This is a genomic window from Cellulomonas sp. CW35 (genome assembly GCF_052378485.1).
In the GTDB taxonomy this organism is placed as follows: Bacteria; Actinomycetota; Actinomycetes; order Actinomycetales; family Cellulomonadaceae; genus Cellulomonas; species Cellulomonas uda.
In genome coordinates, this window is the sequence record NZ_CP199000.1 from 1649967 (window position 1) to 1672307 (window position 22341).

Here is a 22341-nt window from a genome sequence, read left to right on the forward strand (position 1 = left end):
CCGGTCAAGTGATGGCGTCGACGCTACGCCTTCAATCTGTACCGGTCAAGAGATATCTGCGCCGAATGTCGGACCGCCTCCGCTCGGCCCCGCGACACGGCATCGGCCCTGGTCCGGCCCGGTCCGACATCACCCGCGCGGGCGCCGCGAAGGGGGTGGACGCGCTCCCGCGGGGGTCTAGGGTGGCTCGGGTGGTCCGTGCGGTGAGTGGCGTGAGTGGGCATGGCGCGAGTGGGCATGACGTGAGGGGGCGTGACGTGGGCGACGAGGCGACAGGCGCGGCGGAGGAGTCGGCGCGCGGTCGGCGTACCCGCCGGGACGTCATCCGCGAGGTCGTGCTCGTCGTCGGCCTCTACGTCGCGTACTCGGCCACGCGCCTGGCCGCCAGCGGGTCGTGGGACGTCGCCAAGGGGCACGCCCGAGGGATCCTGGACGTCGAGCGCCGGCTCCACATCGACGTCGAGCTCGCGCTCAACACGTGGACCTCGCAGCACCAGTGGTTCGAGATCGCGACGTCGTACTGGTACCAGTCGATGCACTACCTCGTGACGCCCACCGTGCTCGTCGTGCTCTTCCTGCGCCGTCCCTTGCTCTACCGTCCCGCGCGCACCGCCCTCATGGGGGCGACGTTCCTCGCGCTGTTCGGCTACTTCTTCTTCCCCACGGCCCCGCCCCGCCTGCTCGGCGAGTACGTCGACACGGTGTCCGAGACCTCCCGGTGGGGATGGTGGCCCTCGGCCGCCGAGCAGGCCGCGAGCGGCGCGAGCTCCGTGACCAACCAGGTGGCGGCGATGCCCTCCATGCACGTCGGCTGGGCGGTCTGGGTGAGCGCCGTGCTGTGCGTCCTCGTGCGGCCGCTGTGGGCGAAGATCGCGGTCTGGGGCTACGCGGTCACGACGACGCTCGTCGTCATGCTCACCGGCAACCACTGGATCCTCGACGCGGTCGCGGGCGCGGCGATCGTCCTCGGGTGCTGGTGGTTCGCCGGTCACCGCTACGGGCTGTGGGCGCCACGCGCGCAGGTCGACGCCGAGCTCGACGAGCTCGTCGGCGCCGCGCCGGCCGTGCTGCCGCCGACCTCCGCCACCGACGACGGCCTGGCACTCGCAGGCGCGGCGGAGCCGGTGCCCCCCGCCTCGGGGCGCGACGACGGCGAGCCGGACGCCGCCCGTCCCTGACGGCGCGGTCCCTGAGGCCGCCGTCCCTGACGAGTCGGCTCCCGACGGCGGACCCCGGGTCAAGTCCGGACAGGCCGCCCACAACGTCCCCGGCATGGCATAGCGTGCTGCCGGACGACGACGCAGGCCGCAGCCCCCGGGCGCACGGCCCGCGCACGCCCTGATCGCTTGCCCCCACGCGGAGGTGGACCCATGACGGAACCCGCAGCCGGTGCTCCCGCACCCCTGACGCCGCCCCTCGAGCTCGAGGCGCCTGCCCCGCTCGCGCCCGTCGCCCAGACGCAGGCGCCGGCCATGGCGCCCCGGGTCGACGAGGCGGCGCTGCCCGGCCTGGACTCCAAGGTCGAGTCGTACCTGGCCGGCCTCGCGGCCGCGCAGGCGGGCTCGCCCGAGTTCGCCGCCAAGGCCGAGGACGTGCGGACCATGGGCGACGCGGACATCCGCGCGGCCGCCGAGACCTCGAACCGCCTGCTGCAGATGCCCGTCAAGGAGCTGCGCGACGGGGGCGTGTCCGGGACCTCCCAGGTGAGCAGGTCGCTGCTCGACCTGCGACGCACGGTCGAGGAGCTCGACCCGTCCGAGGCCAGCCTGGGCAAGAAGATCCTCGGCTTCCTGCCGTTCGGCGACAGCATCACCGACTACTTCCGGCGCTACGAGAGCGCGCAGAAGCAGATCGACGCGATCGTCAACGCGCTCTACAACGGCCAGGACGAGCTCCGCAAGGACAACGCCGCGCTCAACCTCGAGAAGCAGCACCTGTGGGCCACCATGGCGCGGCTCAACCAGTACGTCTACGTCGCGGAGAAGCTCGATGCGCAGCTGTCCGCGATGGTCGTCGAGGTCGAGCGCACCGACCCGCAGCGGGCGAAGTCCCTGCGCGAGGACGTGCTGTTCTACGTCCGCCAGAAGCACCAGGACCTGCTCACGCAGCTCGCGGTGTCGATCCAGGGCTACCTGGCGACCGACATCATCCTCAAGAACAACGGCGAGCTCATCAAGGGCGTGGACCGGGCGACGACGACGACGGTGGCGGCCCTGCGCACCGCCGTCCTCGTCGCGCAGGCGCTCAACAACCAGAAGCTCGTGCTCGACCAGATCGGCGCGCTCAACGCGACGACGACCGGGATGATCGCGTCCACCTCGAAGCTCCTGCGCGAGCAGTCGGTCGCGATCCAGGAGCAGGCCGCGAGCTCGACGCTGGGGCTGCCGCAGCTGCAGCAGTCGTTCAACGACATCTACGCGACCATGGACGCGATCGACGGCTTCAAGGTCAAGGCGCTCGACTCGATGGCCGCCACCATCGGCGTGCTCGAGACCGAGACCACCAAGGCGCGGTCGTACCTCGACCGCGTGCAGCAGTCCGACCGGACGGGTGCTGCCGGCGGCTCGCTCGACCTGGCCTGAGGCGTCGATGGGGTGGTGGGGTGACCTCGTCGGCCGGGTGCGCGGGCGTGCCGGCGACGGCCCTGAGCCCGCACCCTTGCCCGCGGCGCCGACGTCCACGCAGATCGTCGAGGCGGTGCACGCGGTCGAGCGGGACGTCGAGGGCCGCGTGCCCGCCGCGGTGACCGCGCGCGTGCACCGGATCGCGCGCGTCGTGGAGGACATGGCGCCCCGGCTCGACCGGCTCGGTATCGGGAGCCGCCAGGCGCACACGGTCGTCGCGACCGCGACGAGCTACCTGCCCGAGGCGGTCGGAGCCTACCTGCGGCTCCCGCGCGACTTCGCCGACCGGCGGGTGGTCGCGCAGGGCAAGACGTCGCTCATGCTCCTGTGCGACCAGCTCGACCTGCTCGGGACGACGCTGTCGCAGATCTCCGACGCGGTCTCGCGTCAGGACGCGCGCGCGCTCGTCGCGCACGGGCAGTTCCTCGCCGAGAAGTTCGGCACCTCGTCGCTCGAGGTGCCGCCCGGCGGACCGGCGGTGGCGTCATGAGCGCGGAGGCGCTGCGCACCGCCCTCGACGACCTGGTCGCGGCGGGCGTGACCGCCGGGCTCGCGGTCGGGGAGGTGCGCGACGAGGGTGCGCGGCTCGCCGCGGCGGTGGCCGAGGCGGTCCCCGGGGCCCCCGAGACGTGGGCGTCGGCCGTCGGGCAGGACGGCCTGACGGCCTTCTTCACCGCGGCGTCGAGCGCGCGGCGGTGGCGGTCGTCGCCCACCGACCTGCTCGAGCGGTTGGTCGGGGATGGCTCGCCGCACGCGGCCGGGTACGCACGGGCGCTGGCCGGCGTGACGTCCGCCGCGTGCGACCTCGGGGACGCCCCGCTCGACGTCATCGCGCGCGCGTCCACCACCGCCGCCGTGCACCTGGCCGCGGCCCGGACCGCCGTCCCGGACGCACCCACGCCGCCCACGTCCATCCCGTCGGCTGCTCCCACTCCGTCGGCCGCACCGGACCGGTCCGCGTCGCCCGACGGTGCGCCTGCGGTCGTGGACCGAGCGCCGACCGGCGCCAGCGGGTCCGCGGCGACCGCGACCCTCGGCACGGCGGCCGCCCCCGAGCCGGAGCCGGACCCGCGCACGCTCGACGAGCTGCTCGCGGACCTCGACGCTCTCATCGGCCTGCGGCGCGTCAAGCGCGAGATCCGTGAGCAGGCGCAGCTGCTGCGCGTCGAGAAGCTGCGCACCGACGCCGGGTTGACCGCGCCGACGATCACGCGGCACCTCGTGTTCGTCGGGAACCCGGGAACCGGCAAGACGACGGTCGCGCGCCTCGTCGCCGGCATCTACCGGGCGCTCGGGCTCCTCTCCAAGGGGCACCTCGTCGAGGTGGACCGCTCCGAGCTCGTCGGCGGCTACCTCGGCCAGACGGCGCACAAGACCTCGCAGGTCGTGGCCGACGCGGTCGGCGGAGTGCTGTTCGTCGACGAGGCGTACTCCCTCACGGGCGACCAGTACGGCGAGGAGGCCGTCAACACGCTCGTCAAGGACATGGAGGACCACCGCGACGACCTCGTGGTGATCGTCGCGGGGTACCCGGGCCCGATGGGGCGCTTCCTCGCGACGAACCCCGGGCTCGAGAGCCGGTTCTCCACGACGATCACGTTCGACGACTACTCCGACGACGAGCTCACCCGCATCTTCGAGCTCGCGGCGACCCGGTCCGACTTCGCGCCCGCGCCCGCGACGCTCGAGCGGTTCCGCGGCGTCGCGGCGGCCCAGCTGCGCGGCGAGGGGTTCGGCAACGGGCGGTGGGCCCGCAACATGCTCGACAAGGCCGTGCTGCGTCACGCGTGGCGGTTGCGGGACGTGGCGGCGCCGTCGGTCGACGAGCTGCGCACGTTGCTGCCCGAGGACCTGGTCGAGCGGCCCGACGACGGGCCCGACGAGGACTCGGCCGAGACGACCGGAGCCGAGAGCACGACGCCCGAGAGCATGACGCCCGAGAGCATGACGCCCGAGAGCACGACGGTCGAGAGCGCCGTCACGACGCAGGAGCCGCGCCCGGTCCTGCACGACGCGCCCACCGCAGGGACCGACGACGAAGAGGAGCCCGCGTGACCCCGACGCCCGCCCCGGCCCCAGCGCCGCCCGCCCGTCCCGTTCTCGCGACTCCCGCGGCGGCGTCCGCGCGGACGGGGCGCCTGCGTCGCACCCCGGCGCGACTGCGCCTCGCCGCCGCGGTCGCGGTCGTCGCGTGCGCCCTCGTCGCGGTCGGCGGGCTGCTCGTCGGCCTCGTGCAGGCCGACGCGCTGCGCTCGGCGGCGGACGACACCGCGCAGCAGGTGCGCACGCTCGACGTCCGCAACGACCTGGTCGCCGCGGACGCGACCGCGACGAACGCGTTCCTGGTCGGCGGCCGCGAGCCGGTGGCGCAGCGCGAGCGGTACGACGTGTCCCTGGCGTCGGCGACGAGCGGGCTCACGGCCGTCGCGGGCGCCGACCAGAGCGACGCCGGGCGCCTGCCGGGCGTCAGCACGTCCGTCGCGACGTACAGCGGGCTCGTCGAGCAGGCCCGCGCGAACAACCGGCAGGGGTTCCCGGTGGGCGCGGCGTACCTCGAGACGGCCTCGCAGGAGCTGCGCGCCGAGGCGTTGCCGGGCCTGGACGAGGTCGTGTCCGCGAACGCCTCGAGCGTCACCGACGCGTTCCAGGTCGCCGGCCGCGCGACGCTCGTGCTGCTCGTCGTGCTGGTCGCGCTGGTCGCGCTGGTCGTCGTGCAGGTCTGGCTCGCGTCACGCACGCATCGTCGGCTGAACCTCGGGCTCGTCCTGTCGACCGTGGTGCTGCTGGTCGCGGGCTTCCTGCTCGGGTCGAACCTGGACGGCGGGTCGCGCACCGCGAGCGACGTGCAGGACGGTGCGTACGGGCAGACGGTCGCGGTCGCGCGCGCGTACTCGCTCGCGAACGACGCGAAGGCGGCGGAGTCGTTCACGCTGATCAAGCGGGGTTCGGGTCAGGCGTACGAGGAGTCGTACCAGGCGAGCGTTGACGCGGCCTCGGAGTTGCTCCAGGGCGTCGGTGGCCAGGTCCAGACGACGTTCGACGCCTGGGCGGCCACGCACGACGAGATCCGCGGGCTCGACGACGGTGGGGACTGGGACGGCGCGGTCGCGCTCGCCACCTCGTCGGAGCCGGGCAGCCCGAACGCGCAGTTCGACGCGTTCGCGCAGGAGGCGCAGACCGCCACGGCGGACTCGAGCGTCCAGGCCCGGTCGGACCTCGAGCACGCTGCCTCGGCCTCGGAGCGCACCGCCTGGCTCGCGCTCGTCGCGGGTCTGCTGGCCGCCGGGGCCGCGGTGTGGGGCTTCGCCCCGCGACTGAAGGAGTACCGCTGATGACGACGACGCGCGCACCCCGGACGACGGCTCGCCGCGCCGCGCGCAGGCTCGCGCTGCTCGCGGCGGGCGCACTGGTGCTCGCGGGCTGCACCGCGAACCCGGAGGCGGCGACCGGTGACCCCGGGGTCGAGGCGGTGGCGTCGGCCGCGCCGGGGCCGCGGGCCGCCGCGGTGACGTGCGAGGACCTGACGGCGTCCTACGACCCCGGCGCGGACGGCGCGAAGATCTCGGGCAAGAAGCACGTGCAGGCGATCAAGGAGCGCGGCTCGCTGGTCGTCGGCGTCTCGGCGGACACGCTGCTCATGGGCAGCCGCAATCCCATCACGGGTGAGATCGAGGGCTTCGACATCGACATGCTGAAGGCGGTCTCGACCGCGATCTTCGGGTCGCCCGACCACCTGCAGTTCCGTGTCATCACCTCGGGTCAGCGCCTCGACGTGCTCAAGAACCACGAGGTCGACCTGGTGGCGCGCGCGTTCTCGATCACGTGCGAGCGCTGGGACGAGATCGCGTTCAGCGCGGAGTACTTCCACTCGGGGCAGAAGGTGCTGGTCCCGCTCGACTCGACGGCGCGCGGGATCGCGGACCTCGACGGGGCGCGCGTGTGCGCACCCGAGGGGACCACGACGATCGAGCGGCTCGCGGACTTCCCCGAGGTCGAGGCCGTCGGCGCGCAGACGCACACGCAGTGCCTGGTGCTGTTCCAGCAGGGCAAGGTCGACGCGATCACGGGCGACGACACGATCCTGGCCGGCTTCGCCGCGCAGGACCCGTACGCGAAGGTCGTGGGCGAGGCCATCAGCGACGAGCCGTACGGCATCGGTGTCGCCGCGGACCAGGTCGACCTGGTCCGGTACGTCAACGCGGTGCTCGACGAGGTCAAGGCCGACGGCCGCTGGGCGCAGTCGTACGAGCGCTGGCTGGGTGCGCTCGGGGACGCGCCCGCGCCGCCCGGGTCGGTGTACGGGCGTTCGGCGGGCTCGTCGTGACACCCGCCGGGACGGTGGACCCGCCGGCCGCTCCGGGCCGCCTCGGTGAGGCGATCCCGGCCGCGGACCTGCTGACGTACCTCGCGACGCTCGAGCGGTGGGCCGCGGACCGTCGCGCCGAGCTCGACCGGCTGGACGCGGTGTCGCGGCAGACGGACACACCCGACGCGTTCACCGGGGACGTCGTGCTCGCCATGACCATGTGGCAGGCGATCCGCGGACGGCTGGACCGGCTCGTCGAGGTCTGGGACTCCGGTCGGGCCGACGTGCTCGCGCGTGAGCAGATGTCCCAGCTCGTGTGGGGGCGGTTGGACGCGGGCGGCTCGTCCGCGCTCGTCTCGCTCGTCGAGGCGGTGACGCTGTGCGACGCGATGATCGACCAGCTGCGTGACCGCCTCGCGTTCGACCCCGGCGCCGCGGACGAGGCGGCGCGCCTGCGGGCGGTGCGCGCCGCGGTGGTGCGGTGCGAGGACCTGGCGTCCGACGAGCACGCGCTGCGGCTCGTGCGTGACCTGCGCGCGAGGGAGCAGGGCATCACGGCCCAGGCGGCGCGCGGCGCCGACGTCGCGGGTCCGCTCGCGGAGCTGGAGACCGCGGTCGCACGCGCGGAGCGCGACCTGATCGTCGACGTCTCGCAGCGGCGGACGCTCGCCCGCCAGCGCACCGACGCGGCCGCGCTGCGCGATGCGCTGGAGGACCGTGAGCCCACGCTGCACGCGCTCGCCGACCGGTGCCGGCGCGAGGTCGTCGACCCGCCGCTGCTCGCCGTGCCCGACGTCTCGCGGCTCGGCGACGTGCCGCCGACCCGCGCCGAGGTGGACGCGTTCGTCGAGCGGCTGCGGACGGTGCAGCGCGCGTTCGACGCGGTCGCCGAGGCGTACGGGCGTCCGCTGCGCGAGCGCGCCGAGCTGCGCTACCAGCTCGAGCGTCTGCGGGCGGTGGCGGACGCGAACGGGCGCAGTGCGTCGCCCACGGTCCGCTCGGGGTACGACGAGGCGCGCGACGCCGTCGAGCGCACGCCGTGCGACGTGGTGCTCGCCCGCTTCCTCGTCGAGCAGTTCGAGTTCCTCACCCGCGACCTGCCCGTGCACGGGCCGAAGGGAGCCGCGCGATGACCGCCTGCACCGAACCGGGCTGCACCGGGACGTACGAGGACGGCTACTGCGACGTCTGCGGGTCTCCGCAGGCGCCGACGGCTCCCGCCGGGACGGGGGTGACGGCGGCGCCGGTCGCCGCGGGTGCGTCCGCGACGTCGCTGCTCGGCACGGGCATCGCGGGGACCGCCACGTCGCCCCGCGGCGGCGTCGCGGCGGGCGAGGACCCCGACGCCGAGCGGTCCACGCGCACCGGCCGGACCAGCTCGAGTCGGCTCGCGACCGCGGCGCTGGGCTCGGCGCGCACCGCCGCGACCGGCTCGCGCGCCACCCGGCGCCTCGGCACGGGGTCCACCCGGCTGCGCGGCGCGCGGCTGGGTGCGGGCCTGACGACCGTCCCCTCGGCCCCGGTGCGCGACCCGCTGCAGGTCGTCATGGCCGACCCCCAGGTCCCCGAGCGCAAGCGGTTCTGCCCGTCCTGCGGCGCGCCCGTCGGCCGGGAGCGTGACGGTGTGCCGGGGCGGACCAAGGGGTTCTGCCCGCAGTGCGGGTCGGGCTTCGACTTCGACCCGCGCCTGGTGCCGGGCGACCTGGTCGGCGGGCAGTACGAGGTCGTCGGCTGCCTCGCGCACGGTGGGCTCGGCTGGATCTACCTCGCGCGGGACCAGAACGTGTCCGGACGGTGGGTCGTGCTCAAGGGCCTGCTGAACGCGGGGGACGCGGACGCCTACGCGGCCGCGATCGCCGAGCGGCAGTTCCTCGCGGAGGTCGAGCACCCCCTGATCGTCGAGATCTACAACTTCGTGATGCACGACGGCGCGGGCTACACCGTCATGGAGTACGTGGGGGGCACGTCCCTCAAGGAGATGCTCACGGCACGCCGGGAGGCGAACGCCGGCGTGAACGACCCGCTGCCGGTCGCGCACGCCATCGCCCTCGTGCTCGAGGTGCTGCCCGCGTTCGCGTACCTGCACGACGTCGGGCTGCTGTACTGCGACTTCAAGCCCGACAACGTGATCCAGCAGGGTGACGCGGTCAAGCTGATCGACATGGGCGGTGTGCGCCGCGTCGACGACCTCGACTCGGCGATCTTCGGCACGATCGGCTACCAGGCGCCCGAGGTGGGCGAGGTCGGCCCTTCGGTCGCGTCCGACGTCTACACGATCGGCCGCACGCTCGTGTCGCTCGTGATCGACTTCCGCGGCAACACGACGACCTACGCGGCCTCGCTGCCGGCCGTCGCCGACACGCCCGTGTTCGCGACGTACGACTCGTTCTACCGCCTCGTCGCGAAGGCGTGCGCCCCGGACCCGTCGGACCGGTTCGCGACCGTCGACGAGCTGCGCACGCAGCTGCTGGGCGTGCTGCGCGAGGTCGTCGCGGCCGACCGGGGACCGGGCCACCCGGCGCTGCACTCGGCGGCGTCCGTGCTGTTCGACGCGCCGACGACCGACGGTCCGCATGCTCCGCTGCGGTGGGACGAGCTGCCGACGCTCAAGGTCGACGCGTCCGACCCGGCGGCCTCCTGGCTCGCCGGTGTGAGCGTCGCGGACCCGCACCAGCGCATCGAGGCGCTCGGCGAGGCCCCCGAGGAGAGCGTCGAGGTCCGGCTCGCGCGGGCGCGCGCCGGGATCGAGGCCGGCGAGCCGGAGGTGGTCCGCGCGGCGCTCGCGCAGGTGCTCGACGCCGACCCGTGGGAGTGGCGCGCGGTCTGGCTCGACGGCCTCGCGCAGCTCGCCGCGGGTGACCCCGTCGCGGCCCGAGCGTCGTTCAACGCCGTGTACGGGCAGGTCCCGGGCGAGCTCGCGCCGAAGCTGGCGCTCGCCGTGGCGTGCGAGCTGTCCGACGAGCCCGAGATCGCCGAGCAGCTCTACGTCATCTGCGCGCGCTCGGACGCCAACTACACGGCCGTCTCCGCGTTCGGGCTGGCGCGGGTGCGGCGGGCCGCGGGCGACCTGGACGGCGCGCTCGCCGCGCTCGACCTCGTGACCGCGACCCGCAGCTCGTTCGCGGAGGCCCGCGTGCAGCGGGCCAAGCTGCTGACCACGTCGGACCGCGGCGTGGCGGCCCTCGCGGAGGCGCTCGCCGGGCTCGAGCGCGTGACGGTCGAGCCGCAGCGGCGTGTGGACCTGCGGATCGAGGTGTTCACCGCGGCGCTCGCCGAGGTCGAGCGCAGCGGCGCGAAGCCGACCCTGCGGATCGCGGACGTGCCGGTGGACGACGCGACGCTGCGCGACGCGCTCGAGGCCGCCTACCGCGAGTCCGCCGCGCTCGCGCCGTCGCGCGACGCCCGGATCGCCCTCGTCGACCGGGCCAACGCGGTGCGGCGGTGGACGGCGTGGTGAGCGGGACCACGAGCGCCGTGACGTGCACCGGCTGCGGGGGAGCGCTGCACCCCGACGACCGCTTCTGCGAGGCGTGCGGGACGCCCGTGGGCGCCGGGACCGAACGGGACCGGCCCGACGGCGAGACCGGGAGCCTGCCTCCGGTCCCGGCACCGCCCGCCGCGAAGGTCGCGGACGAGGACGGCGACGACGTGCCGCCGGCCGGCGGGGCACCGGTGTGCCGCGCGTGCGGCGGGAGGGTCGCGGCGGACGGCTACTGCGAGGAGTGCGGCACCCCGGCGGCCTCCGAGCGGGACCACTTCGCGCAGAGCCCATCGTCCTGGGTCGGCGGCGTGTGCGACCGGGGCGTGCGGCACGCGCGCAACGAGGACGCGATGGCGCTGTCGGCGTCCGGCGGCTTCGCGGCGCTCGTGGTGTGCGACGGCGTGTCCACGGCGCCCGGCTCCGACGTCGCGAGCCTCGCGGCGGCAGGTGCGGCGCTCGGCGTGCTCGTCGCGGGTGGGCCTGAGGGGGCCGCGAGGGTGACGGGGACGGTCGCGGCACGTCAGGCGGCGTGGTCGTCGCTGCTGGGACGCGCGGCGGTCGCGGCGGACGACGCGGTGGCGGCGAGCGCCCCCGGCGCGGAGCCCGAGCACGCACCCTCGTGCACGTTCGTGGCCGCGGTGGTCGACGCCGCGCTGCTCGTCGTCGGCTGGCTCGGCGACTCGCGCGCGTACTGGCTCCCCGACGACGGGACGCCCGAGCAGCTGACGGCCGACGACTCGGGTGCCGGCGAGCTCATGGCGCGCGGCGTCCCGCGCGCGGCGGCGGAGGCGTCACCGCAGGCGCACGCGATCACGCGCTGGCTCGGCCCGGACGCCGAGGACGTCACGGCGCGCACCACCGCGGCGACGGTCGACGGACCCGGCTGGGTGCTCGTGTGCTCCGACGGGTTGTGGAACTACTGCTCCCCGGCGCCGGACGTCGCGCGGCTCGTGCGCGAGCACGCCGCCGCGGCCGGTGCGGACCCCACCGCGACCGCGGCCGCGCTCGTCGCCTGGGCGAACGCGCAGGGTGGACGCGACAACGTCACGGCCGCGCTGGCCCGGGTCGGCTAGCCTCGAGCCAGCGCCCGAGGCCCAGCCGCCGGCACCCCGAACGCACACCGACGAAGGATTGAGCGTGGCCGTCTTCACTGCCGAGGTCTTCCAGAACGAGTTCCTGCCCCAGGGCAGCACGGACGTGCACGCGATCGTCACGCTGACGAGCCAGGGCGCCGGGTCCGCGGACACCGCGTCGGGCGCCGTGGCCGAGATCATCATGGTCGACACGTCCGGCTCGATGAGCGGGCGCAACATGGACGCCGCGAAGCACGCGGCGCAGGTCGCGGTGGACCAGATCCCGGACGGCACGTGGTTCGCGATCGTCGGGGGCAGCCACGTCGCGCAGCGCGTGTTCCCGTACCCGAACGCGGTGCGGGACATGGTGCAGATGGAGCCGGGCGCGCGCTTCGAGGCGAAGCGGGCGATCGCGTCGTTGCAGCCGTCGGGCGGCACCGCGATGAGCACGTGGCTCGCGCTCGCCGACCGGCTCTTCGCGACGGTCCCGCACGCGCCGCAGCGGCACGCGATCCTGCTGACCGACGGCAAGAACGAGTCGGAGCCGCGGCAGGCGCTGTCGGGGGTCGTGCGCGCGGTCACGGGTCACTTCCAGTGCGACGCGCGCGGTGTGGGCGCGAACTGGCAGGTCGACGAGCTGCGTGAGATCGCCACGGCGCTGCTCGGCACGGTGGACCTCATCGCGGACCCCGACGACATCGCCGCCGACTTCCGGGACCTGGTGCAGCGCTCGATGGCGCGGGGCATCGCGGACGCGGAGCTGCGGGTGTGGGCCCCCCAGGGCGCCCAGGTGCTGTTCGTCCGGCAGGTGTCGCCGACGGTCGAGGACCTCACGGCCCGCCGGCGCGAGGTCAACCCGCTCACGGGGGCGTACCCGACGGGCTCGTGGGGCGACGAGTCCCGCGACTACCACGTGGCGGTCCGCGTCCCTTCCAAGCCGGTGGGCGCGGAGCAGCTCGCGGCGCGCGTGCAGATCGCGGTGGGCGGCGAGGTGCTCTCGTCGGGCCTGGTGAAGGCGCGCTGGTCCGACGACGACTCGCTCACGGCTCGGATCAGCCCGGAGGTCGCGCACTACACGGGCCAGGCGGAGCTCGCGAGCGCGATCCAGGAGGGCCTCGCGGCGAAGGCGGCCGGCGACGAGGCGACCGCGACGGTGAAGCTGGGCCGTGCGGTGCAGCTCGCCCAGGAGACGGGCAACGACGAGGCGACGAGCCGGCTGCGGCGGGTCGTCGAGATCGAGGACCCGGAGCAGGGCACCGTGCGCCTCAAGCGCAACACCGACCGGCTCGACGAGATGGCGCTCGACACGGCGTCGACCAAGACGACCCGGGTGCGCCGGTGAGCACGGTCCGTTGCCCCGAGGGGCACCCGTCGACGTCGACCGACTACTGCGACGTGTGCGGCGCCCCGATCGCTGCCGGCGGTGCGTCCACGCCGGCCGCGGCGGGCCCGTCGCCCTCCGCCGGGCCGACGACGTGCCCGCACTGCCAGTCGCCCGCGGCGGCGGGTGCGCTGTTCTGCGAGAACTGCGGCTACGACTTCACGACGGGCGCGACCCCCGCACCCCTGGTCCCGCCCGCGGGCGTGGCCTCGACGTCCTCGCCCTCGGTCGCGACGGGTGAGCAGCCCGCGGTGGAGGCGACCGAGGTCCGGGCGCAGGAGCCCGTGACCGACCCCGCGACCGGTGCCTCTCCGGGTCCCGGCCCGGCGTCCGCGGGCGGCGGGCTGCCGACTCCGGCACCGGACGGCCCCGACTCGTGGGTGGCCGAGGTCTGGATCGACCCCGACTGGTACGCGCTCCAGTCGCCCGAGGACCCGATGCCGTCCGCGGGGCTGCCCGTGCTCGTCCCGCTGCGCACGCGCAGCGCGCTCGTCGGACGTCCGTCGGTGTCGCGCAACATCCACCCGACGATCGACTGCGGCGCGGACTCGGGTGTGTCGCGCCGGCACTGCCAGCTCAACACCGACGGCACGCGCTGGTGGGTCGAGGACCTGCAGTCCTCGAACGGCACGTACGTGGCGCGCGTGGGTGAGCCGCTTCCGCAGGCCCCCATCCCGGTGGGTCAGCGCTACGAGCTGGCGGACGGCGACCGCGTGTACGTCGGCGCGTGGACGCGGATCGTCGTGCGGCTCGCGCTGCCGGGCGAGGTCTGAGCCGCAGCGCTCGGGCGTCGACCTAGCCGCGGACCGAGCCGCGGATGCGCTCGGCCACGGCCGCCTCGACCTCGGGGCGCAGCGACTGCGCGAACGTGCGCGTGAGGTGGCCGTGGTCGAAGTACACGATCGCGCCGCCGACGACGTCGTGGCACCGGCCGTCCCAGCAGAGCACGTGGTCGAGGTCGAGCACCGAGACGAGGCCGCTCGCGTCGTCGGCCGCGGCGTCGGCGAGCGGGTCCGGCTCGATCGCGACGCCGGCGGGCCGCGTGCACGAGCGCCATCCGCCACGTTCGCGCGCCACGCAGTCCGGCGCGGGGTCGCCGAGGTCGGGGGTGTCGCGCATGACCAGCACGGGGATGCCCCGGGACGTCAGCCGGTCGAGCAGACGCCCGTACGCGGCCCGCTGCTGGGTGCGCTGGGCCTCCTGCGGCACGTCCAGGAGCGGCCGGAACGTGCGCGCGGCGAGGACGACGAGGTCGGGGTCCCGCGCGACGACCTCGTCGACCGCCCACCGTGTCCACCGGGAGCACCCCTCGACCGCCGACGGCCGGGTCACGTCCACCGGGACGTCGACGGGGTAGCACTCGGACGTCAGGTAGGTCGTGAGCGACCAGCCCTCGCGCTCGACCTGCCCGACGAGCGCGGGCTGCCACTGCCCGGCGTGGGAGTTGCCGAGCAGCACGACCTCGCGGGCCGGGTCCGTGGCGCCGTACGTGCAGGTCCGACGCGAGGCGAACGGGGTGTTGTTCCAGCACCCGTCGGCGTAGAGGTCGCTGCGGTCCCCGGCCGCGACGCCGGGCGCGACGAGCAGCCGGTCGCCGACGGGGTCGCACGCGGGCTCCCGCACCGCCTCCGCGGCGAAGCACGGCTCCTGGCCGGACGTCGCACGCGCGAACAGGTCCTCCTCGTGCGCGGCGCGGGCCGACCCGACCGCACCCGCGCCGACGGCCAGCGCGGCGCACACGGCCGCGGTGACGGCGCCCAGCGCGAAGGTGCGCGGCAGGGACCCGACGAGCCGAGGCGCGTGCCGCACGGGGTCCTCGACCCATCGCGTGCTCGCGGACGCGAGGACGAGCGTGACGCCGACGACGCCCGCCAGGCCCCACCCGGTGAGCTCGGCGCCCACCGCGAACGGCGCGAGCACGAGCAGCGGCCAGTGCCACAGGTAGACGCCGTAGGAGACGTCACCGAGGCGCACGACGGGCCGCCGGCCGAGCACGGCGCCCAGCCCGCCCGGCACGTCGTCGGTCGCGCTCGCGACGACGAGCACCGTCCCGAGCGTGGGTACCAGGGCCGCGGTGCCGGGGAACGGTGTCTCGCCCGTGAACCGCACCGCGGACCAGGTGATCGCCGCCAGACCGACCCATCCCGCGGCGGCGCGCACGCGGACCGCCCCGGTGGTCCGGGCGCCCACGACCGCGACGAGCGCCCCGAGCCCCAGCTCCCACACGCGCGTCGTCGTGACGAAGTACGCACGCGCCGGGTCGGCAGCGGTGAGCGACGCGCTCCACCACAGCGACGCGAGCGTCACGGCCGCGACGACGACGCCCGCGACGGCCCGGCGCCGACCGGTGCGGCGCGCGACGAGCGCGGCGGCGGCCAGCAGCAGCGGCCACACGACGTAGAACTGCTCCTCGACGCCGAGCGACCAGAAGTGCTGCGCCGGGCTGGGGGTGGCGTCCGCCGCCAGGTAGTCCGTGGCCTGCTCGGCGAGCTGCCAGTTCTCCTGGATCAGGGTCGCGGCGAGCAGCTCGCGGGCGGCCTGCGTCAGCAGGTGGCTCGGCAGGAGCACGAGCCCGACACGACGAAGAACACGTCGACGCCCACGTACCCGCCGGGCAGCGCCTGCGGCCAGGCGTGGAAGACGACGACCGCCGCGACCGCGACCGCGCGCAGCACCTGGATGTCGCGCCGCGCGGGCACGGCACGGCGCTCGCGCGGCGTCCGGTCGGAGCCGGCGGCCGCGGGCGGCCGGGGGAGCGTGGTCGTCGAGGTCATGAGCTCGGCTCGCGGGGAAGGGGACGGCTTGCGGGGCCGGTGCCGGGTGTCGGCGACGGACCAGGGTAGGCGGACGGGGGCGTCCAGCGCGCCGCGGGCGCCGCACGCGCGCGGCGACACGCCGGGAGATCCGCGTGATCCTGCGGATCGGGCCCGGGTGCCGGGAGCCAGTTGGACTCTGACGCGAAGACTCGGATAAAGTCTGGGACGCACACGGAACGCCGGTGAGAAACCGGGGGACGTGCAGCGCGGACGTGGCTCAGTGGTAGAGCATCACCTTGCCAAGGTGAGGGTCGCGGGTTCGAATCCCGTCGTCCGCTCGGAGACATCCTTTCGGCTCAGGCCGCTGAGGACTGCGGTCTCAGGGTGGAGTGGCCGAGAGGCGAGGCAGCGGCCTGCAAAGCCGTATACGTGGGTTCGAATCCCATCTCCACCTCGCAGCAACACACCCCCGGGCGATTGGCGCAGCGGTAGCGCGCTTCCCTGACACGGAAGAGGTCACTGGTTCGATCCCAGTATCGCCCACCAGCCAAGGCCCCAGGTCATCGACCTGGGGCCTTCGTCGTACCCGGGCTCGTCGTGCTCGAGCCCGCCGCGCTGGAGACCGTCGTGCCGGAGACCTTCGTGCCGAAGACCTTCGTGCCGGCTGAGGCGGCCGATGCCGACGCCCGATCGTTCTCCCGCGAGCCGCAGGCGTCAACCGGGCGCCCGACCGGGCCGCCCGACGCTCCCGGACGCCCCGACCCGGGCGTGAGTGCGGCGGTTACCGTGTGCGCGTGCCCGAGTCCGCAGCCCACGCCCGGTTCGCCGGCCTGCGGCTGCGCGGGCTCGTCGAGTGCGTCGACGTGCGTCTGCAGCCCGAGCGGCTCGCGGAGCCCGGCTGGTGGGCGCTCGTCGGCGAGTTCGAGGGGCGCGTGCGCGCATGGCGGTTCGAGGAGGCGGACACCGCGCCCGCGGGCGGTGGCGCGGGGTGGGTCGGCCCGCGCGCGGCGGACTGGGTGAGCTCGCTCACGCGGGAGGAGTACGTGCGGGCCGTCGAGTCCGTCCGCGCGCATGTCCGTGAGGGCGACGTCTACCAGGCGAACGTCTGCCGGGTGCTCTGCGCCGAGCTCGGGTCCGCCGACGACGAGCCTGACGCGGCCGCTCTCGCGGACGTCCTGGCGGCCGGCAACCCGGCGCCGTACGCGGGCTACGTGCACGTCCCGCGGGGGAGTGTCGGGGTCGGGGGCACGGACCACGTGGACGGGCTCCGGGACGACGAGGGGGTGTGGGTCGTGACCGCGTCACCCGAGCTGTTCCTGAGGGTCGAGGACGGCGTCGTGACGTCCGCGCCGATCAAGGGCACCGCGACGACCCGCGACGGGCTGACCCCCAAGGACGTCGCGGAGAACGTCATGATCACCGACCTCGTCCGCAACGACCTGCAGCGCGTCTGCGAGCCGGGGACGGTCGAGGTCACGACGCTCCTGGGGGTCGAGGAGCACCCGGGCCTCGTGCACCTCGTGTCGACCGTGCGCGGGACGCTCGCGGCACCGCACCGCGGGTCCGGCGCGCTGTGGCCCGCGCTGCTGGAGGCGACGTTCCCGCCCGGCTCGGTGGCGGGCGCGCCCAAGTCGTCGGCGCTGCGCGTCATCGACGAGGTGGAGCCCGTGGCGCGCGGGCCGTACTGCGGCCTCGTCGGGTGGGTGCACGTGGCGCCGGACGGTGTGGTCCGCGCGGAGCTGGCGGTGGGGATCCGGACGTTCTGGTGGGAGCCGGACGCCGACGGGCGAGGCCGGTTGCGGTTCGGCACGGGCGCGGGCATCACGTGGGGGAGCGACGCGCGCGCCGAGTGGGCCGAGACCGAGCTCAAGGCCGCGCGGCTCGTCGCACTCGCGTCCCGGGACGCAGGTCCGGGGATGTCAGACTGACGCCATGAGCGTCGTGATCTGGACGGACGGTCGACTGCACGCACCCACGGACCGCATCCTCACGGGCGTGGACCACGGCGTGACCGTGGGCGACGGCGTGTTCGAGACGTGCGCGGTCTACGGCGGTCGCGCGTTCGCGCTCACCCGCCACCTGCGGCGTCTCGCTCGCTCCGCGACGGGGCTGGGCCTGCCCGTGCCCGACGAGGACGCCGTGCGCGAGGCCGTCGCCGCGGTGCTGGCCGCCGCGCCCGACGCCGGTCGCCTGCGGCTGACCTACACCGGCGGTCCGGGTCCGCTCGGGTCGCACCGCGACGAGCCCGACGCGCAGCGCCCGACCCTCGTCGCGCTCGCCGGGCCGGCCGCACGTGCCGCGACCAGCCGGGTGGTGCGGGTGCCGTGGGTGCGCAACGAGCGGTCGGCGGTCGCCGGGCTGAAGACGACGTCGTACGCGGAGAACGTCGTGGCGCTCGCCGAGGCGCACCGCCGCGGCGCCGACGAGGCGGTTCTCGCCAACACCGTCGGCCTGCTGTGCGAGGGGACGGGGTCGAACGTCGTGGTGGAGCGCGACGGCGAGCTCGTGACGCCGCCGCTGTCGAGCGGGTGCCTCGCCGGGATCACGCGCGAGCTGCTGCTCGAGTGGGCCGGCGAGGCCGGTCTGCCGGTGCGGGAGGCCGTCGACGGCGAGCTGCGCTACGAGGTCCTCGACGAGGTGCTGGCCGGCCGGGCGCACCTGACGCTGACGGGTTCGATCCGCAACGTGTCGCCCGTGGTCGCGCTCGACGAGCGGGACGTCACCGCGGGGCCGCTCTCGCTCGCGGCCGCCGACCTGTTCCAGGCACGCGCGCTCGACGACCTCGACCCGTGACCGTGGGGCCGGCCCGCGACCGGCGTCGGCACGGCCCCGGACAGCACGAGAGCCGGCCCCGTCGACGGCGACGGGACCGGCGTGATGCTCGGGATGGTCAGGCGGTGAGCAGCGCGGCGATGAACGCCGAGATCTCCGCCTCCATGCGGTCGCTCTCCGCACCCAGCGGCACCAGCTCCTCGGTGCGGGCGAGGAACCGGACGATGGGGTCGCTCGGGGCGGCGAGCAGCGCACTGCCCTCCACCCCGCTCAACGACACGAGCGCGTAGTCGGGATCCGCGTCCCGCCACACCTGGACGTCGCCACTTCCGGCAGGCGCCTCGGACGACGCGTGCATGCCCATGGAGAGCAGCTCGCGGCCGATGAGCCAGGTCGACATGGTGTGCGGGCCGGTGAAGACCGCGCGCACCGTGTACGGGTCCGTGGTCCGGAAGGAGAGCTCAGCGCTCACCGGGATGACGCTCGCGTCACTCCCGATCAGCTGCATGGCGACGACCTCGACGACGTCATACGACGAATGCGTCATCGGGTCCCCTCTTCTCGTTACGTGGGCTGTTCGTCCCATCATGGCAGTGCGATTGCCCGATTGGACCTGAAGTGCACCCAGGTTCACCCGGTGGGACGTGTGGTGACCGTGCTCACCGGGTCCGAGGATGCCCCCGACACGTCATGTTCGGCCACCCCTTCGTGTGGCCGCGTCCTTGTTCCCTGCACGATCGGTCGGTCCGGGCGCGGACTTGAGGCCCGGGTGCACACTTTTTCGGCCGATTTCGGCCGGGCCGTCCCGGTGTGCGTGGCGGAGACCGTCGGCGCGGCGCCGTGGGGGCCGTGCGGCGGTCCCGCATCACCCGTCCGGGGGGTCGAGGACGTGCCCGACCTGCGGGTGGGACCCTGCGCCGGGCCCGGTTCGGAATCTGTGCGCATCCCGGGTAGCATTCCGTCTGCGCCGCTCACGGGTGGTGCACGTCGGCCCTGCCGGCGGACGGGCGATTGGCTCAGTGGTAGAGCGCCTCGTTCACACCGAGGAGGTCACTGGTTCGAACCCAGTATCGCCCACCACCACATCGACGAAGGCCGCCGCGAGGCGGCCTTCGTCGTCCCCGGCCGCTGTCGCGCCGTGGCGCGGCCCTCGTCCGGGCTTCTTCCTCGTCCTGGCTCCGTCCTCGTCGAGACGCGGTCCTCGTCGTGGCGATGCGCGCGAGGTCGGCGACCTGCGCAGGTAGCATCGACGGGTCCGCTGCCCGGCGGAGTCCCACGTCGCGCGGGTGACCGCGCGAGCTCCCGAGGAAGGCCACCACCCCGTGCCTGATCAGATCGCCCTCACCGTCGACGGAACCGCGACCACGGTGCAGGCGGGCACGACGGGCACGGACCTCTTCGGTGACCGCAAGGACGTCGTCGTCGTACGCGTGGACGGCGAGCTGCGCGACCTGCACCTGCCGCTGCCCGAGGGCGCGAAGGTCGTCGAGCCGGTGAGCGTGCACGAGCCCGACGGGCTGGCCGTGCTGCGGCACAGCGCGGCGCACGTGCTCGCGCAGGCCGTCCAGGAGGTCAACCCGACCGCCAAGCTGGGCATCGGCCCGCCGATCACGGACGGCTTCTACTACGACTTCGACGTCGAGACCCCGTTCACCCCCGAGGACCTGCGCGCGCTCGAGAAGGTCATGTCGCGCATCGTCAAGGAGGGGCAGACCTTCCGTCGCTGGGACGTGACCGAGGAGCAGGCCCGCGAGGTCCTCGCGGACGAGCCGTTCAAGCTCGAGCTCATCGGCCTCAAGGGCGACCCGGGCGCGGCGGACGGTGCGAGCGTCGAGGTCGGCCTCGGCGGGCTGTCGATCTACCAGAACGTGCGCGGCGCCGGCCGGGAGAGCGAGACGGTCGTCTGGCAGGACCTGTGCCGTGGCCCGCACCTGCCGAGCACCCGGCTGATCGGCAACGGCTTCCAGCTCATGCGGTCGGCCGCGGCCTACTGGCGCGGCAGCGAGAAGAACCCGCAGCTGCAGCGCGTGTACGGCACCGCGTGGCCCAGCAAGGACGAGCTCAAGGCGCACCTGGACCGGCTCGCCGAGGCGGAGCGGCGCGACCACCGCCGGCTCGGCAACGAGCTCGACCTGTTCTCGTTCCCCGACGAGATCGGCTCGGGCCTGGCCGTGTTCCACCCCAAGGGCGGGATCGTGCGCATGGAGATGGAGGAGTACTCGCGCCGTCGGCACGTCGAGGCGGGCTACTCGTTCGTCAACAGCCCGCACATCACCAAGGCCAAGCTGTTCCACACCTCGCGTCACCTTGAGTGGTACGCCGACGGCATGTACCCCCCGATGAAGCTCGACACCGAGCTCCACGAGGACGGGACGGTCAAGCGTGAGGGCCAGGACTACTACCTCAAGCCCATGAACTGCCCGATGCACAACCTCGTCTACCGCTCGCGCGGGCGCTCGTACCGCGAGCTGCCGCTGCGGCTGTTCGAGTTCGGGACGGTGTACCGCTACGAGAAGTCCGGCGTCGTGCACGGCCTGACCCGCGCGCGCGGCTTCACCCAGGACGACGCGCACATCTACACCACGCGTGAGCAGATGCGCGAGGAGCTCGGCTCGCTGCTGACCTTCGTGCTCGACCTGCTGCGCGACTACGGCCTCGACGACTTCTACCTCGAGCTGTCGACCCGCGACCCCGAGAAGTCGGTGGGCGACGACGCGACCTGGCACGAGGCGACCGAGACCCTGCGCGAGGTCGCCACGGCGTCCGGGCTGCACCTGGTCGACGACCCGGGCGGCGCCGCGTTCTACGGCCCGAAGATCTCGGTGCAGGTCAAGGACGCGATCGGCCGCACCTGGCAGCTCTCGACCATCCAGCTCGACTTCTTCGAGCCGGAGCTGTTCGAGCTCGAGTACACGGCTCCCGACGGGTCGCGCCAGCGTCCCGTGATGATCCACCGCGCGCTGTTCGGGTCGATCGAGCGCTTCTTCGGCATCCTCGTCGAGCACTACGCGGGCGCGTTCCCGGCGTGGCTCGCACCCGTCCAGGTGCTCGCGGTGCCGGTCGCGGAGCCGTTCGAGGGCTACCTCGACGACGTCGTCGCGCAGCTGCGCGCGCAGGGGATCCGCGCTGAGGTGGACCGTTCCGACGACCGCTTCGGCAAGAAGATCCGCAACGCGAGCACGCAGAAGATCCCGTTCGTGCTCATCGCGGGCGGCGAGGACGTCGAGGCGGGTGCGGTCTCGTTCCGCTACCGCGACGGCCGCCAGGAGAACGGGGTGCCGGTGGCCGAGGCGGTCGAGCGGATCGTCGCCGCGGTCCGTGACCACACGCAGGTCTGAGCCGTGGCTGACGACCGGCACCGTCCGGACGCCGGCGTGACGAGTCCCGAGCTCGTCGACGCGCGCGATCTCGCCGGCGAGCCGGACGGCTTCCAGCGGCTGTGGACCCCGCACCGCATGGCGTACATCGGCGGGGAGAACAAGCCCGTCGACGCCGCCGCGGGGCCCGGCTGCCCGTTCTGCCGCATCCCCACGCAGGACGACGAGCAGGGTCTCGTCGTCGCGCGCGGGCAGCGGGCGTACGTGGTCATGAACCTGTACCCGTACAACCCGGGCCACGTGCTCGTCTGCCCGTACCGCCACGTGCCGGACTACACCGACCTCACGGACGACGAGCTCGCGGAGGTCGGGTCGCTCACGCAGACGGCGATGCGCGTGCTGCGCGCGGTGATGTCGCCCAGCGGGTTCAACCTGGGGATGAACCAGGGCGACGTCGCGGGGGCCGGCATCGCGGCGCACCTGCACCAGCACGTCGTGCCGCGGTGGGACGGCGACTCGAACTTCCTGCCCGTCGTGGGCCGCAGCCGGGCCCTGCCCGAGCTGCTCGCCGACACGCGGGCGCGGCTCGCCGCCGCGTGGCCCCAGCCGTCCACCACCGGGAGATGACCGC

18 protein-coding genes and 4 tRNA genes are annotated in these 22341 nt (G+C 74.3%); 19 read left to right on the forward strand and 3 right to left on the reverse strand.

Translation table 11 applies throughout. The features are described from left to right. Positions 1-257 precede the first annotated feature (257 nt). The 11 genes from ACT17Q_RS07590 (at position 258) to ACT17Q_RS07640 (ending at position 13638) form a co-directional block, all read left to right on the forward strand. Positions 258-1178 carry a phosphatase PAP2 family protein gene (locus ACT17Q_RS07590; RefSeq protein ID WP_444665272.1) on the forward strand — a complete coding sequence of 307 codons (921 nt, stop codon included), beginning with the start codon at positions 258-260 and terminating at the stop codon, positions 1176-1178. Positions 1179-1370: 192 nt separating this feature from the next. After that, positions 1371-2582: a toxic anion resistance protein gene (locus ACT17Q_RS07595; RefSeq protein WP_094180131.1), complete on the forward strand. Its 1212-nt coding sequence runs from the start codon at positions 1371-1373 to the stop codon at positions 2580-2582. Positions 2583-2589: 7 nt separating this feature from the next. After that, positions 2590-3114, forward strand: coding sequence for a hypothetical protein (locus tag ACT17Q_RS07600; protein ID WP_444665273.1), 525 nt, complete (start codon positions 2590-2592; stop codon positions 3112-3114). Further along, entirely contained in the window at positions 3111-4679 is a 1569-nt protein-coding gene (locus ACT17Q_RS07605; protein WP_444665274.1) for an AAA family ATPase, read from the forward strand. Before ACT17Q_RS07600 ends, ACT17Q_RS07605 begins: the two co-directional genes overlap by 4 nt. Then, on the forward strand, positions 4676-5956 hold the full coding sequence (locus tag ACT17Q_RS07610; RefSeq protein ID WP_444665275.1) for a hypothetical protein: 1281 nt from the start codon (positions 4676-4678) through the stop codon (positions 5954-5956). Before ACT17Q_RS07605 ends, ACT17Q_RS07610 begins: the two co-directional genes overlap by 4 nt. After that, on the forward strand, positions 5956-6948 hold the full coding sequence (locus ACT17Q_RS07615) for a glutamate ABC transporter substrate-binding protein (protein WP_444665276.1): 993 nt from the start codon (positions 5956-5958) through the stop codon (positions 6946-6948). Before ACT17Q_RS07610 ends, ACT17Q_RS07615 begins: the two co-directional genes overlap by 1 nt. After that, positions 6945-8063 carry a hypothetical protein gene (locus ACT17Q_RS07620; protein ID WP_444665277.1) on the forward strand — a complete coding sequence of 373 codons (1119 nt, stop codon included), beginning with the start codon at positions 6945-6947 and terminating at the stop codon, positions 8061-8063. Before ACT17Q_RS07615 ends, ACT17Q_RS07620 begins: the two co-directional genes overlap by 4 nt. Continuing rightward, on the forward strand, positions 8060-10387 hold the full coding sequence (locus tag ACT17Q_RS07625; protein ID WP_444665278.1) for a tetratricopeptide repeat protein: 2328 nt from the start codon (positions 8060-8062) through the stop codon (positions 10385-10387). Before ACT17Q_RS07620 ends, ACT17Q_RS07625 begins: the two co-directional genes overlap by 4 nt. Continuing rightward, positions 10384-11484 carry a PP2C family protein-serine/threonine phosphatase gene (locus ACT17Q_RS07630; protein WP_444665279.1) on the forward strand — a complete coding sequence of 367 codons (1101 nt, stop codon included), beginning with the start codon at positions 10384-10386 and terminating at the stop codon, positions 11482-11484. Before ACT17Q_RS07625 ends, ACT17Q_RS07630 begins: the two co-directional genes overlap by 4 nt. Positions 11485-11548: 64 nt before the next feature. Next, entirely contained in the window at positions 11549-12826 is a 1278-nt protein-coding gene (locus ACT17Q_RS07635) for a vWA domain-containing protein (protein ID WP_094180124.1), read from the forward strand. Then, a complete protein-coding gene (locus ACT17Q_RS07640) occupies positions 12823-13638 on the forward strand; it encodes an FHA domain-containing protein (RefSeq protein WP_444665280.1) in 816 nt (271 codons plus the stop codon). Before ACT17Q_RS07635 ends, ACT17Q_RS07640 begins: the two co-directional genes overlap by 4 nt. A 22-nt stretch (positions 13639-13660) precedes the next feature. On the opposite strand, the gene ACT17Q_RS07645 is transcribed toward ACT17Q_RS07640, so the two are convergent. Next, the gene (locus tag ACT17Q_RS07645; protein WP_444665281.1) at positions 13661-15433 is read right to left on the reverse strand and encodes an acyltransferase family protein; all 1773 of its coding nucleotides are present in this window, start codon (positions 15431-15433) and stop codon (positions 13661-13663) included. Then, entirely contained in the window at positions 15409-15639 is a 231-nt protein-coding gene (locus tag ACT17Q_RS07650) for a hypothetical protein (RefSeq protein ID WP_444665282.1), read from the reverse strand. The genes ACT17Q_RS07645 and ACT17Q_RS07650 overlap by 25 nt, the downstream gene beginning before the upstream one ends. Before the next feature lie 248 nt (positions 15640-15887). On the opposite strand from ACT17Q_RS07650, the gene ACT17Q_RS07655 reads away from it, so the two are divergent. The 5 genes from ACT17Q_RS07655 (at position 15888) to ACT17Q_RS07675 (ending at position 18414) form a co-directional block, all read left to right on the forward strand. Beyond that, a tRNA-Gly gene (locus ACT17Q_RS07655) sits at positions 15888-15959 on the forward strand. Between the two features lie 45 nt (positions 15960-16004). Next, positions 16005-16075 (forward strand) — tRNA-Cys (locus tag ACT17Q_RS07660). Between the two features lie 17 nt (positions 16076-16092). Next, a tRNA-Val gene (locus ACT17Q_RS07665) sits at positions 16093-16167 on the forward strand. Positions 16168-16415: 248 nt separating this feature from the next. After that, positions 16416-17549: a chorismate-binding protein gene (locus tag ACT17Q_RS07670; RefSeq protein ID WP_444665283.1), complete on the forward strand. Its 1134-nt coding sequence runs from the start codon at positions 16416-16418 to the stop codon at positions 17547-17549. Between the two features lie 4 nt (positions 17550-17553). After that, positions 17554-18414, forward strand: coding sequence for an aminotransferase class IV (locus ACT17Q_RS07675; protein ID WP_444665284.1), 861 nt, complete (start codon positions 17554-17556; stop codon positions 18412-18414). Between the two features lie 97 nt (positions 18415-18511). On the opposite strand, the gene ACT17Q_RS07680 is transcribed toward ACT17Q_RS07675, so the two are convergent. Next, complete coding sequence (locus tag ACT17Q_RS07680) at positions 18512-18940, reverse strand: SsgA family sporulation/cell division regulator (RefSeq protein ID WP_094180119.1); 429 nt, start codon at positions 18938-18940, stop codon at positions 18512-18514. Positions 18941-19398: 458 nt separating this feature from the next. On the opposite strand from ACT17Q_RS07680, the gene ACT17Q_RS07685 reads away from it, so the two are divergent. The 3 genes from ACT17Q_RS07685 (at position 19399) to ACT17Q_RS07695 (ending at position 22337) form a co-directional block, all read left to right on the forward strand. Further along, positions 19399-19473, forward strand: a tRNA-Val gene (locus ACT17Q_RS07685). A gap of 242 nt (positions 19474-19715) precedes the next feature. Then, entirely contained in the window at positions 19716-21731 is a 2016-nt protein-coding gene (gene thrS / locus ACT17Q_RS07690; RefSeq protein WP_444665285.1) for a threonine--tRNA ligase, read from the forward strand. Between the two features lie 36 nt (positions 21732-21767). Next, positions 21768-22337, forward strand: a complete 570-nt coding sequence (locus tag ACT17Q_RS07695; protein ID WP_232514761.1) for an HIT family protein — start codon at positions 21768-21770, stop codon at positions 22335-22337. Positions 22338-22341: the final 4 nt, after the last annotated feature.